The organism is Sphingopyxis sp., assembly GCF_036402335.1.
Classification (GTDB): domain Bacteria; phylum Pseudomonadota; class Alphaproteobacteria; order Sphingomonadales; family Sphingomonadaceae; genus Sphingopyxis.
In genome coordinates this window covers 1-12,560 of the sequence record NZ_DASWTD010000604.1, presented here as the reverse complement: position 1 = coordinate 12,560, position 12,560 = coordinate 1, and the positions used below count along the sequence as shown (strand labels likewise).

Sequence of the window (12,560 nt, the reverse complement as noted above, 5' to 3'; positions counted from 1 at the left end):
TATCGCGTGGCTCGGCATACGCCTCGACGAAGGTGTGGCGGCGACCGACGCTGCCGGTACGCTCGTCGCGGCGGGCTGGCGCGAGATGCTGGCGCTGGCGGCGCTGCCCGCGACGGTCGCGGTGCTCGTGACGCTGTTCCTCTATGTGCTGATCGAGCAGGGAACGGGGACCTGGCTTCCGACCTTCAATCGCGAGATATTGCATCTTCCCCCGGCGACGAGTGTCCAGATGTCGAGCATCTTCGTCGCGGCGCTGGCGGCCGGGCGTTTGCTGTCGGGCGTGGTTCTGCGACGCGTCGCGTGGCAGCCGGTCCTGCTCGGCTGCCTTGGCGCGCTGGCCGTGCTGGTCGTTCTGGCGCTGCCGCTCGCCGAGGACATCCGGCCGGGCGCCGGCACTGGCTGGGCCAATGCACCCCTTGCGGCCTGGCTGTTCCCGTTGGCAGGGCTCTTCCTCGCCCCCATCTATCCGACGATCTGTTCGGTGGTGCTGAGCGCGCTGCCGAAGCAGCGCCATCCCGCGATGATCGGACTGATCGTCATCTTCTCGGCGCTCGGCGGTACCATCGGCTCGTTTCTCGTCGGCCTGCTGTTCCAGACGCTGCCCGGAACCACCGCCTTCTATTTCCTGCTGGTGCCGATCGCGCTCGTCGCGCTCGCATTGCCGCTCGTGCAGCGCCGGATCGAAAGCGCGGGCGCATGATGGTGGCCGATACCCCCGCCAGCCTGTTCGGCCCGCTGTTCGCGGCGGTGCAGGAAGAGGGGCTGTTCCCCGATTCCAAGACATTCGCAGATGCGCGTCCACGCCGGGCGGCCGCCGCTATTCTCGCCGACTGGCGCGCGCGGGCGCCAGCGGGAGGGGATGCCCTGCGCCAATTCGTCCTCGAGAATTTCGACATTCCGCAAGGCCAGCCTGCCGAAACGGCCGATCGTCTACCGCTCGCCGACCATATTCGCGCCTTGTGGCCGCGGCTGATCCGCACTTCGGATGTCGCCGGTCCGGGGTCGTCCGAACTGTCGTTGCCCCACAGCTATGTCGTACCCGGCGGCCGCTTTCGCGAGCTCTATTATTGGGACAGCTATTTCACGATGCTGGGCCTGGTCCGCTCGGGGCGGCAGGATCTTGTCGAGAACATGATCGCCAACTTCGGCAGCCTGCTCGACCGCATCGGTCATATTCCGAACGGTACACGCAGCTATTACACCAGCCGCTCGCAACCGCCCTTTTTCTATCTGATGGTGCAATTGTCGCGCGATACGACCGAATTCGGCGTGCGCCGGCATCTCGGCTGGATGATCAGGGAACATGATTTCTGGATGGAGGGCGCGGACGATATTCCACGCGGCGGCGAGGCAAGGCGTGTCATCCGGCTTGCCGATGGCAGCCTGCTCAATCGCTACTGGGACGATCTGGAAGGGCCGAGGGACGAGAGCTGGCGCGAAGATATCGAACTGGCGGGGCATGCGCCGGAACGCGAAGCGACCGGACTCTGGCGCGATATCCGCGCGGCGGCGGAAAGCGGCTGGGATTTCAGTTCGCGCTGGCTCGCCGACGGACAAAGGCTCGGATCGATCCGGACAACGCGGCTGGTCCCGGTCGACCTCAACGCTTTGCTCGTTGGCCTTGAGCAGGCGATATCGAAAACGGCCGCGAGCATCGGCGAACGGAAGATAGCGGCGGAATTTGCGGAGCGAGCCGGCGGCCGGGCCCGAGCGATCAACGATCATCTGTGGAGTGAAAAGGGCGGCTATTATGCCGACTTCGACCTTGATGCCGGAGCGGTTTCCGGTCAGTTGACAGCGGCAACCGCCTTCCCGCTTTTTACAGGTCTGGCGACGCGGGAACGCGCGCGCAGTACCGCCAAGGCGCTCGAGCGGTTGCTTCGTCCGGGCGGGCTTATGACAACGCTCAGTCCCAGTGGTCAGCAATGGGATGCTCCGAACGGCTGGGCGCCGCTGCAATGGGTCGCGATCGTCGGCTTGCGCGGATATGGCCGGACGCAGATCGCAGACCTTATCGCTGACCGCTGGCTTGCAATGGTCGGGAAGCTGTATGCAGAAAGCGGTCAGCTTTTTGAAAAATATGACGTAGTCGCCTGCTCGGCGGGAGTGGGCGGTGAATATACGACCGAAACGGGGTTCGGCTGGACGAACGGCGTGACGCTGGAATTGATGGCGGCCCGAGACGTCGAGGCACAAGACCCTGGCATCGAGCGATAGCCGTTTTCGTCATTTCTGCATCGAAAGCGATAGGTCGGCACCGGCCGATGCATGCCTTGCGTTTCCTATTGTTCCGTTAATCAGACACGAAGCTGCATCGCCAACCTTGTGCCCTCTGCCGTTGAAGCAGCGATCAGCGTTCCGCCGTGCGAAATCGCGATCTTGCGTGCGATGGAAAGGCCGATGCCGCCGCCATCGGCCTTCGTCGTATAGAATGGCAGGAAGATGTCCTCGGCATCGGCGGGCAGGCCATGACCATTGTCGTCGACGGTGAAGAACAGCATGTCCCCGTCCAGATGCCAGCCGAGAGTTACGGCCGGCATTCGGCGTCCCGACACCGCCTCGACGGCGTTCTTGAGCAGATTCAGCAGGGCCTGCTCGATCAGTTCGCGGTCGATCGCGACCGTGGCACCATCAGGCATGCCGGCAACCTGCAGGACAACGTCGGGATCGAACCCGCGCGCCAGCGAAGCGAGATCTTCGACAAACTCCGCAAGGTCGACCGGCGCCGGTCGGGGCTGCGGGATGGCGAGGCACTGGCGATAGCGTTCTACGAAACCCATCAGATGCCCGGCGCGCCGCGCGATCGTCGCCGCGGCTGCGGCAGCCTGGATACGATCGAGGCGGGTGTCGGGATCCTGATCGACGAGGCTTTCGGCGAGCGAGATCACGGGGCTGAGCGAATTCATCATTTCGTGTGCGAGGACCCTGCTCAGGCGGTGCCACGCATCGGTTTCGACAGCGCCCAGCTTTTCCGCGACGATCTGTATGGCGATCAGCCGCCGCCGCGATCCGTCGGCCAGATCGAAAATTCCGATCGAGGCGTGCGCGAGGCGGCCGTCGGTGAGGCGCAGCAGCCGGCCCGTTTCCGGCCGGTCGGCGAGCAGAGTCGCGGCATCATCCACCGCGAAGACCGGATGATCGGCAAAATGTGCCGGCGCCGCGGGTGCCAGAGCGCGCGCGGCCCGGTTGCTGCGCAACAGATTTCCCGCGCCGTCCGTCAGAAAAAGCGCTGCAGGAACCGTATCGAGCAAGGCTTCGTCGGCCTGCGTGCCCGTGCGATATCGGGCCTCGCGCCGCCGCATCGCGGCGATTGCGCGCGCGATGGCGTCGTCGAGATCGGCGAAGGCGGGTGCCAGCGCCGCAGGGTGGTCGTCGGCGCCGGCGGCAAGCTGGTCGGCCAGTTCGCGCATCGCCTGTTCGGCACGGCGCGCGGCGCGCACGAGCGAGAGCAGGATCAGGATCGCGATCGCGGCGGTGATCAGTCCCAGCACCGGGCGCCCCGACAGCGCGAGCATGACGGCGCTTGCGGCGGAGGAGCCCGCGGCGAGTCCGCGTACGGTGAGCCCGACGGCAAAGGGCCAGTGACGCCTTTGGCTAAAGGCCATGTTTTTCGATACGCCGGTAAAGCGCGGGCCGCGTGATCCCGAGCGCCGCGGCGGCGCGACTGATGTTGCCCTCCGCGCGTTCGATCGCCCGTTCGATGGCGTGGCGCTCGATCGCGTCGAGGCTCATCGCGGCACCCGCGCGCTGGCGCGATGTGAGGTCGATCGCCGCGCGTGTCGCCGCGACCAGCCTGTCGTTGCGCCAGGGCTTCAACAGGAAATCGCAGGCGCCACGTTTGAGGGCCTCGACGGCGATCGCAACGCCTCCGAATACGGTGAGCATGACGATCGCGAGCGTCGGATCGGCAGCACGAAGCTGGCCGATTGCATCGAGGCCGGCGCGGCCCTCGCGCTGTTCGGGGCGGAAATTCATATCGAGGAGGACGGCGGCATAACGCTCAAAAGGGAATGTATCGGGCAGGTCGTCGGGGCCGGGGATATGGTCGACTTCGGCGACCCCGCGCAGGGCGAAGCCGATCGCCTGGACGATCGCGAGGTCGTCCTCGATGAGCAAGATGCGGGGGCCGTCCATCGGTCGATATTATCCTATGCCGCTGACGCGGGGAACCGGTGCAAAAGCAGGCACTTGCAACCCGCGGTGGACGAATCGCGCGTTGCTGCTGTCCGATCCCGGACACCGGTCTTGCCGCCTCTTTCTGCCGCTGCAGTCCATCGCATTGAATTCATTGAATTTCCTGATTCTGGCTCGCCAAGCGATAATGGCGATAAGGAGTTTGGGACGCGATGGACGAACCTTTGCGGCAAAATTGGCTGCGGCGCCACGGCCGTCGGCTAGCGCTTGCGTCGGGGTTGCTCATTGCTGCCCTGTTCGTGACGCTCACGGCGCGCCAGTTCGCAACGCCGTCGCTCGACGTGCCAGCGGGCAATGCCGCTATAGCGCGCGTGGAGCGCGGCCTATATCGCGACACGACGAGCCTTCAGGGACGTATCGAGCCCCGCGATATTATCTACCTCGACGCCGCCGAAGGCGGGCGGGTGCGGCGGCTGTTCGTCCGGTCGGGCGACCATGTGTCCGAAGGGCAACCGCTTGTCGAGTTCACGAACACGACGCTCGAGCTTGAGATACTCTCGCAGGAGGCGCGATTGATCGAATCGATCACGCAGCTTCAGGGCTATCAGCAGCAGCTCGAGCAGGACCGGAGCGAAAATGCGCAGGCGCTCGCACTGACCCGCTACGACCAGACGCGAGTTGATCGCGACCTTCGCCGCAGCCGGCCGCTCGCGGCGCGCGGCTTCGTACCGGCGAAGACGATCGACGGGCTCGAGGACGAACGGCGCGCGGTCGCCGACCGGCAAGCCATTCAGGAAGCCCGAAGCCGGCGGCAGGCAAGGCTGGCCAGCCTCCAGCAGCCGCAGATCGACACGCAACTGGCGACGCTGGGGAAGAGCCTCGCCGTGACGCGCGCAAAGCTTGACGACCTGACGGTCCGGGCTCCCGCGGGGGGGCGTCTGTCGGCGTTTGACGTCAAGCTCGGCGAGAATCGCAACCGCGGCGACCGGCTGGGTGAACTGGCGCTTGATACCGGTTTTCGCGTCTCGGCGCGCGTCGACGAATATTATCTCGGGCGCGTGAGAGTGGGACAGCGGGCGACGGTCGACGGGCGCGGCGTCAATCTGGTCGTGTCGCGCATCTATCCGGAAGTAACCGAGGGGACGTTCCGCGTCGATCTCGACTTCGCCGCGCGCGAACCGCAGGGCCTCGTCGCGGGCGAGGCCGTTCGCGGCCGGCTGTCGCTCGGCGCCGACCGACCGGCGTTGTTGCTGCCTGCCGGGGCGTTTCTCGAGGCGTCGGGCGGCCGATGGGCCTTCGTGCTGGCACCTGCGGGCAATTATGCCGAGCGCCGGCCTATCCGGACCGGGCGGCGCAACGCCGACCAGGTCGAAATTCTGGCGGGCCTTGCACCGGGCGACCGCGTGATCACGTCCAGCTATGATGGCTGGGACGCATATCGGCGCATCAACCTTCAATAGGAGAAAGCCATGCTGCGCGTGGAGACGATTTCCAAGACTTACGAGACGAGCGAGGTGCGTACGCATGCGTTGAGCGACGTATCGCTGACCATCGGCGAGGGTGAATTCGTCGCGATCATGGGGCCCTCGGGCTGCGGCAAATCGACGCTGCTCAACATTCTCGGACTGCTCGACCGTCCCGATGGCGGGCGCATCGAATTGCTCGGCGAAGACATCAGCCAGGCGAACGAACGCGAACTCACCCGGCTGCGTCGGGCCGCGATCGGCTTCGTATTTCAGGGGTTCAACCTCGTCGACGAACTGACCGTAATGCAAAATGTCGAGCTCGGACTGCTCTATCGCGGTGCGGGGGCGGGCGAGCGGCGCGACCGCGTCGAACGGGCGCTTGACCGCGTCGGCATGCGGCACCGTGCACGCCATCTGCCGCAGCAGCTTTCGGGCGGGCAGCAGCAGCGAGTAGCGGTCGCGCGCGCAATCGTGTCCGATCCGCGGCTCATCCTCGCCGACGAGCCGACGGGTAATCTCGACACGGCCAATGGCGAGGCGGTCATGGACCTGCTCGGGCAGGCGGTCGGACGGGGAACCAGCGTCGCAATGGTAACGCATTCGCTTGCGCAGGCCGACCGGGCACATCGCAAGATACAATTGCTCGATGGACGGGTCGTCAGCCAGACGCAACTGGGCGCCTGATCGTGCTGCGCAACATCCTTGCCTCGACCTGGAGCCATCTTGTGCGCGGCCGGCTTTACGCCGCCGTCACGCTGATCGGCCTCGCACTGGCGTTGGCTGCCGCGATCATGACCGGACTCTTCGTGCGTCAGCAAAACGCCTATGAGGCCTTCATTCCGGGCTATGAGCGCGTGTTCCGGATGACGGGTACCGTCGCACAGCCCGGCCAGCCCGAGCGCGTTTCTGCGGTGACGCCATCGATCCTCGCCGCCGCGCTCGCGGCGCGAAGCGACCGGATCGAAGCGGTCGCCCGTATCTATCAGGATAATCCGGTGATCCGGGTCGGCGCCGATACCCGCCCGCTTCGCGCCAAGGGTTTCGTCTGGGCCGATCCCTCGATTCTCACGGTGCTGCCGCTGGCATCGGTCAGCGGGGACCTCGGGCCCGCGCTCGCCGAACCGGACAGCGTCGTCGTGTCGCGCAGCATGGCGCAAAGGCTGTTCGGAAGCGATGCGCCGCGCCGCGCATCGATCGAGATCGTCGGCGCCGATCGTTCGGTCCGGCGGTTGCGCGTGACCGGCGTGTTCGCCGACTTGCCTCCGCAAACCCATTTCGACCTGCAGTTCATTGCGTCGGGCCTCGGTGCGGTCTCGCCGCTCGCGCGCGCCGACGCCAGCCCCGTGCCGACGATCAACCTTCCCATTCTTACCTATGTTCGCGGCAAGCCGGGCACGCGTGCCGCCGACCTTCAGCCCGCGCTCGACGATGTCATCCGTCCATTCCAGGCGATGGCAGCGGCGAGCGGCACGAAGGTCGGCGGTTATGCGCTGCCCATTGCCGACATCCACTTCGGGCCGCCCGACGACAGTCCGCACGGCAAGCCCGGCGTCGACCCGGCCGTTGTCACGGCGATCGGCGCGGTCGGGGCGCTGATCCTCCTCATGGCATCGACAAGCCATGTCGCCTTGATGACGGCGCGTAGCGGTCGCCGCGGTGTCGAAGTCGCAGTGCGCAAGGCGTGCGGCGCGGGGCAGCGACAGCTAATCGGCCAGTTTCTCGGCGAAAGCCTATTCGTCACCCTTATCGCGCTCATCCTTGGCATGGGCATTGTCGAACTCGTCCTGCCGGCCGTGAACGGGCTGCTCGGCCTGTCACTCTCCTTCGACCTGACGCGCGAACCGGGCCTCCTCCTGTCGCTGCTGGCGGTTTGGCTCGCGGTGGGTCTGGCCTCGGGGCTCTATCCGGCCTTCGTCCTGTCTTCCTTCCGACCGGCCGCTGCGCTCGGCGGCGATACCGCCGGAATGCCGGCCCGCGCGTGGATCGGCCGCGCGATGGTCTTTGTCCAGTTTGCGACGCTGACCGGCTTGCTCGTCGCCGCGATCACCATCTATCGCCAAACCGACTTCGCGATCGATCGCGCGCTCGGCGCCGGACGCGGTCCGGTGCTGACCATCGCCACATCATGCGGATCGGGCCTGCCCCAGGCTGCGCGCGAACTCGCCGGGGTGCGAAGCGCGAGCTGCTCGGCGCAGGGCGCCTTCAACCTCGCTCCCCAGGGTGCGGTCACCGCGATCAACCGGGAGGGGCAGCGATTCACCCCCGGCTTCGTCGACGTCGATCCCCATTTCTTCGGGCTCGCGGGGCTCAAACCGCTGGCCGGCCGCATCTTCACCCCCGCACGCGATGGCCAGTCCGTGCGTAGCGAGATCGTCATCAACCAGACGGCAGCGCGGCATTTCGGCTTCGCCTCGCCGCGCGAGGCGATTGGCCAGTCGATCGCCATCTCGCTACAGGTCGGACCCAATCCGCCGACGACGCCGCATACTATCGTCGGTGTCGTTCCCGACGCCGCTGCAAGCGTACTCGAACCGGCTGGCGAACTGATCTATAACGCCCGCTTGCCCGAATGGGGCACGCTTGCAGTCGAAACGAGCCCCGCCGCGCTCGGCGAGGTTCGTGCGGGGCTGGAGCGGCTGTGGCAAGCCATGGGCGACGGCGGGCCGATCGAGGCGCGGCTGCTGTCGCAGATCGAGGCCGATCGGTACCGCACCTCGATCGTGCAAGGACGCGTTATCGGCGCGAGTGCCCTTGTCGTGCTTGTCATCGCCGCCATGGGTCTGTTCGCGCTATCGGCCTTTTCGGCGGACCGGCGCCGCAAGGAGATCGGGATTCGGCGCGCGATGGGCGCGTCGCCGCCGGCGATCGTGCGCCTGCTGCTCTGGCAGTTCCTGCCGCCCGTCCTCGCCGCTTGTGCGGTCGGTCTTGGGGTTGGCTACGTCATCATGCACAAGTGGCTCGGGCAATTCGCGGCGCGCGCCGACCTGCCGGTCTGGCTTCTGGGCGCGGTGGCAGGCGCGACGATCCTCGCCGCGATCCTCGTCAGTTCTACGCAGGTCCTTGCCGCGGCGCGCGGACGTATCGTCGATGCATTGCGGCACGAATGACGGGGCGGACCTGAAGCGGATGCTTGCCGAATGTTCGGCCAAACAATTGTTGCCGTGCGAGCTTTCGCGATCGTCCGGTCGAGCTCGGGCAAGAAGGAACCCGCCGCCGCTGCGCGCAAGCTCTATACCGCGGCGTCGGCAGTCGAAGGCGCGACGGTTACGACGGGAAACTCCATGTCGTCAGTGGCTTCAAGAGGGCGGACGGCGTGTCGGAGCCGCGGTCAATTCGAGCGGCCCGCGAAGTTAGTGCCGTCCCAGTTCTTCGCGGCCGACGACCATATAATGAACCTCGTCGGGACCGTCGGCGAAGCGCAAATGGCGCACGTCGGCATACAGGTCCGCGAGCGGGGTCCATTGCGAGATGCCGGTCGCCCCGTGAATCTGGATCGCCTGGTCGATGATCTGGCAGGTGCGTTCGGGCACCATGGCTTTCGCCATGCTGACCCAGACGCGCGCCTCGCGATTGCCGAGCAGGTCCATCGCCTTTGCTGCCTTGAGCACGATCAGGCGCATTGCCTCGATCTCGATCCGCGCGCGCGCGATCACCTCCAGATTCTTGCCGAGCTGTGACAGCTGGCGGCCGAAGGCGGTGCGCGAATTGCCGCGCTTGACCATCAGGTCGAGCGCGCGTTCGGCCTTGCCGATCGTGCGCATGCAGTGATGGATGCGCCCCGGGCCGAGGCGCATCTGCGAAATCTCGAACCCGCGTCCCTCGCCGAGCAGGATATTCTCCTTGGGCACGCGGACATTTTCAAAGCGCATATGCATATGTCCTTGCGGCGCATGGTCGGCACCGAAGACGTGCATGGGGCCAAGAACCTTAACGCCCGGCGTGTCCATCGGTACGAGGATCTGCGAATGCTGCGCCTTGCGCGCCGCTTCGGGGTTGGTGTTCACCATGCAGATCAGGATCTTGCAGCGCGGATCACCGGCGCCGCTGATGAAATATTTCTCGCCGTTGATGACCCATTCGTCGCCTTCGAGCCGGGCGCTGGTTTCAAGGTTGCTGGCGTCGGATGAGGCGACCCCGGGTTCGGTCATCACATAGGCCGAGCGGATCTCGCCGTTCAGCAGCGGCTTCAGCCAACGCTCCTTCTGCTCGGGCGTGCCGACCATTTCGAGCACTTCCATATTGCCCGTGTCGGGGGCCGAGCAGTTCAGCGATTCCGATGCGAGCGGCGACTTGCCGAGTTCGGCGGCGATATAGGCATAGTCGAGATTGCTGAGCGGGGTGCCGGTGTCGCCGTGCGGCAGGAAGAAATTCCAGAGGCCCGCAGCCTTCGCCTTGTCCTTCGCGCCTTCGAGCAGTTCGAGCTGGCCCGGCGCCCAGCTCCAGCGGTCGGCGCGGCCTTCGCCGAGCCGGAAAAACTCCTCGGTGATCGGATCGACATTCTCGGCGATATGGCGCTTGACGGCGTCGAACAGCGGCTGCGCCTCCTTTGACATCCTGAGGTCGTTGAGTTCGGCTTCGAGTTCGATCTCGGTCATGGCAATCCTCCGCTGGGTTTCGCCCGCAGTCTAGCCGCGTCATGTCATCAGGGAAAATGATAGGGCTGAATATAGAATATTCGCTAGGCGAATAGCTATGCGGTCTGCTCCAGTTCGTCAGCGATGATCGTGCGCAGCCAGCCGAGCCCCGGATCGGCCTGCGCGGCCTGATGCCAGTAAAGATAGCTGCCGCCTTGTTCGACCGGCAGCGGCAGGTCGACGAGCTGCATCGGTCCCATCGCGCCGAGTAGCTCGGCATGCGACCGGGGCAGCGAGAACAGCATGTCGGATGTGGCGACGATCTGCCACGCGGTGATCGCGTGCTGGCAGCGGACGGCGACGCGCCGGGCGAGGCCCATGCGGCCGAGCGCCATGTCCTCGATCCCGGGTCCATAGGGCCGTGACGTCGCGATGATATGCTCGAGCGCGAGATAGGTATCGAGATCGATCGTGCCGTCGACGCGCGGATGGCCCTTGCGCGCCACGACGACGATGGGCTCGGTTCCCAGATAATGGCGCTGGAGTCGGTCGTCGGCGGGTAGGGCGACATCGAGCGCGAGGTCGAGATCGCCGCTCGCGAGCATCATGATCAGATCGCGGCGCCGGAAGGTCACACTCGCGAGCGCGACATGTGGAGCCTCGCGCCGCACGCGCGATACGAGCGAGGAGAAGCGCGGCATCTCGCCCGACAGGCGCACTCCGATGCGGAACTCGCGCGTCGTCTCGGCGGGGTCGAACGAAGCGGCCGCATCGAGCGCCGCGTCGAGCCCGCGCAGCGCCTCGCGCACCGGTCCCGCGATTGCGCGGGCGGCGGGGGTCGGCACCAGCCCGTTGCCTTGCCGCACGAAGAGCGGGTCGTCGAACTGTGCCCGCAAACGCGTCAGGGCATGGCTGATCGCCGGCTGCGACAGGTTCAGGTGGCGCGCCGCCGCCGACACCCCGCCCTTGACGAAGATCGCGTCGAATATCCGCAACAGGTTGAGATCGAACCGGGCGAGTTGCCGCAAGAAGTCCTCCTCGACGTAGTAGGGGCCGGATCGTCGGCACTAATCGCTAATCATGCGGAAGTGAACGCCCCTCGCGCCAACACTCCCGTCCGTTCCGGCACGATCCGGGCATCGACCGCCCCCGATGAGCATCGAGCGACACCGGTTTGTCACAATGAATTCCTAGGCCGCAACCGCAACGAGAACATAACTCTCCCCGTCGAGATCCAAGGAGCATCCATGAAAAGCCTCACCGCCTGCGCGCTTGTCGCGCTGCAATTTGCTGCGCCCGCAACGGCCGCTGCCGAAGAGATGGCATCCGCCGCTGCCGATAGTGCGGAGGGGGCCACGATCATCGTCACCGGCACCCGCGACGCGCGGCGGACCCAGTTCGACACGCTGGCACCGATCGACGTCCTGTCGGCCAGGGCGATCGACAGCAGCGTGTCGAACGATCTGTCGGATACGCTTGCCCAGCTTCTGCCGTCGTTCAACGTGCAGCGTCTTCCCGCGGCCGATGGCCAGGCGTTCGTCCGCCCCGCGACGCTGCGCGGCCTGTCGCCCGATCAGACGCTCGTCCTCGTCAACGGCAAGCGATATCACCGCTCTGCGCTGCTCGGCACGCGCGGCGCGCAGGCGGCCGATCTTGCCTCGATCCCGAACCTCGCGATCAAGCGGATCGAAGTGCTGCGCGATGGCGCGTCGGCGCAATATGGCTCGGACGCGATCGCGGGCGTGATCAACATCATTCTCGATGACCAGCCCGGCATGACCGCCTTCGGCCAATATTCGAGCTATTATGAAGGTGACGGCCAAAGCTATCAGACCGGCGGGCAGGGCGGTGTGGCGCTCGGCGGCCGTGGCACATTGGTCTTCACCGGCGAATTTACGAAGTCCGATGCGACCTCGCGCACGCGGCAGCGCCCCGATGCCGAAGCGTTCCAGGCGGCGAACCCGAACCTCGCCGTGCCGAACCCGGTGCAGCGCTGGGGCCAGCCCGACCTCCGGTCAGTGCGCGGCGCGGTGAACGCCGATTACGAGATTGTCGATGGCGCGACCATCTATGCCTTTGGCACGATCGGGAGCGGGGAAGGGGTTACCGACTTCAACTGGCGCAATCCCGCAGGCACCGCGAACGTCTATAATCCGAGTACCGCATTCCCCGGCTTCAGTTTCAACAGCCTGTATCCGGCCGGCTTCACCCCGCGCTTTGGCACAAAATACGACGATTTCCAGGCTGCAGGCGGCCTGCGCGGCGAGGCGGGCGATGCCTTCACCTATGACCTCAGCGCGTCGCTGGGGCGTAACCGCATCAATTATAACATGAGCGAGTCGCTCAATGCGTCGCTTGGCCCTGACAGCCCGACCAGCTTCTATCT

10 protein-coding genes are annotated in these 12,560 nt (G+C 65.9%); 6 read left to right on the top strand and 4 right to left on the bottom strand.

The genetic code is table 11. The annotated features are described in order from the left end of the window. The coding region (locus VGD20_RS19630; protein WP_414714600.1) for an MFS transporter at positions 1-700 on the top strand (700 nt) is incomplete at its 5' end. Next, entirely contained in the window at positions 697-2,217 is a 1,521-nt protein-coding gene (gene treA / locus VGD20_RS19625; RefSeq protein ID WP_331136060.1) for an alpha,alpha-trehalase TreA, read from the top strand. The genes VGD20_RS19630 and treA, both read left to right, overlap by 4 nt. An 80-nt stretch (positions 2,218-2,297) precedes the next feature. Here treA and VGD20_RS19620 read toward each other — a convergent pair whose 3' ends face one another. Next, positions 2,298-3,605: a sensor histidine kinase gene (locus VGD20_RS19620; RefSeq protein WP_331136059.1), complete on the bottom strand. Its 1,308-nt coding sequence runs from the start codon at positions 3,603-3,605 to the stop codon at positions 2,298-2,300. Then, the gene (locus VGD20_RS19615; RefSeq protein ID WP_331136058.1) at positions 3,595-4,134 is read right to left on the bottom strand and encodes a response regulator transcription factor; all 540 of its coding nucleotides are present in this window, start codon (positions 4,132-4,134) and stop codon (positions 3,595-3,597) included. The genes VGD20_RS19620 and VGD20_RS19615 overlap by 11 nt, the downstream gene beginning before the upstream one ends. A gap of 212 nt (positions 4,135-4,346) precedes the next feature. Between VGD20_RS19615 and VGD20_RS19610 the strand changes: the two genes are divergently transcribed. From VGD20_RS19610 to VGD20_RS19600, 3 genes are read left to right on the top strand one after another with little or no spacing between them, the layout of a single operon-like run. After that, positions 4,347-5,594, top strand: coding sequence for an efflux RND transporter periplasmic adaptor subunit (locus VGD20_RS19610; RefSeq protein WP_331136057.1), 1,248 nt, complete (start codon positions 4,347-4,349; stop codon positions 5,592-5,594). Between the two features lie 9 nt (positions 5,595-5,603). Beyond that, positions 5,604-6,284, top strand: a complete 681-nt coding sequence (locus VGD20_RS19605; protein ID WP_331136056.1) for an ABC transporter ATP-binding protein — start codon at positions 5,604-5,606, stop codon at positions 6,282-6,284. Positions 6,285-6,286: 2 nt separating this feature from the next. Then, complete coding sequence (locus VGD20_RS19600; RefSeq protein WP_331136055.1) at positions 6,287-8,707, top strand: ABC transporter permease; 2,421 nt, start codon at positions 6,287-6,289, stop codon at positions 8,705-8,707. A gap of 243 nt (positions 8,708-8,950) precedes the next feature. Here the strand turns inward: VGD20_RS19600 and VGD20_RS19595 are convergent, their stop codons facing one another. Together VGD20_RS19595 and VGD20_RS19590 are read right to left on the bottom strand one after the other, a co-directional pair. Then, positions 8,951-10,195 (bottom strand): acyl-CoA dehydrogenase family protein, encoded by a 1,245-nt coding sequence (locus tag VGD20_RS19595; RefSeq protein WP_331136054.1) that lies wholly within the window; start codon positions 10,193-10,195, stop codon positions 8,951-8,953. A gap of 95 nt (positions 10,196-10,290) precedes the next feature. After that, a complete protein-coding gene (locus VGD20_RS19590) occupies positions 10,291-11,202 on the bottom strand; it encodes a LysR family transcriptional regulator (RefSeq protein ID WP_331136053.1) in 912 nt (303 codons plus the stop codon). 219 nt (positions 11,203-11,421) lie between these two features. On the opposite strand from VGD20_RS19590, the gene VGD20_RS19585 reads away from it, so the two are divergent. Next, positions 11,422-12,560, top strand: a 1,139-nt coding sequence (locus tag VGD20_RS19585) for a TonB-dependent receptor plug domain-containing protein (protein ID WP_331136052.1), incomplete at its 3' end; no start/stop codon positions are given.

Excerpts from the sequence above, each read along its gene's own strand:
- VGD20_RS19605 (WP_331136056.1), top strand. The coding sequence starts at position 5,604 with ATGCTGCGCGTGGAGACGATTTCCAAGACTTACGAGACGAGCGAGGTG.
- VGD20_RS19595 (WP_331136054.1), bottom strand. The coding sequence starts at position 10,195 with ATGACCGAGATCGAACTCGAAGCCGAACTCAACGACCTCAGGATGTCA.
- VGD20_RS19615 (WP_331136058.1), bottom strand. The coding sequence starts at position 4,134 with ATGGACGGCCCCCGCATCTTGCTCATCGAGGACGACCTCGCGATCGTC.
- VGD20_RS19610 (WP_331136057.1), top strand. The coding sequence starts at position 4,347 with ATGGACGAACCTTTGCGGCAAAATTGGCTGCGGCGCCACGGCCGTCGG.
- VGD20_RS19620 (WP_331136059.1), bottom strand. The coding sequence starts at position 3,605 with ATGGCCTTTAGCCAAAGGCGTCACTGGCCCTTTGCCGTCGGGCTCACC.
- treA (WP_331136060.1), top strand. The coding sequence starts at position 697 with ATGATGGTGGCCGATACCCCCGCCAGCCTGTTCGGCCCGCTGTTCGCG.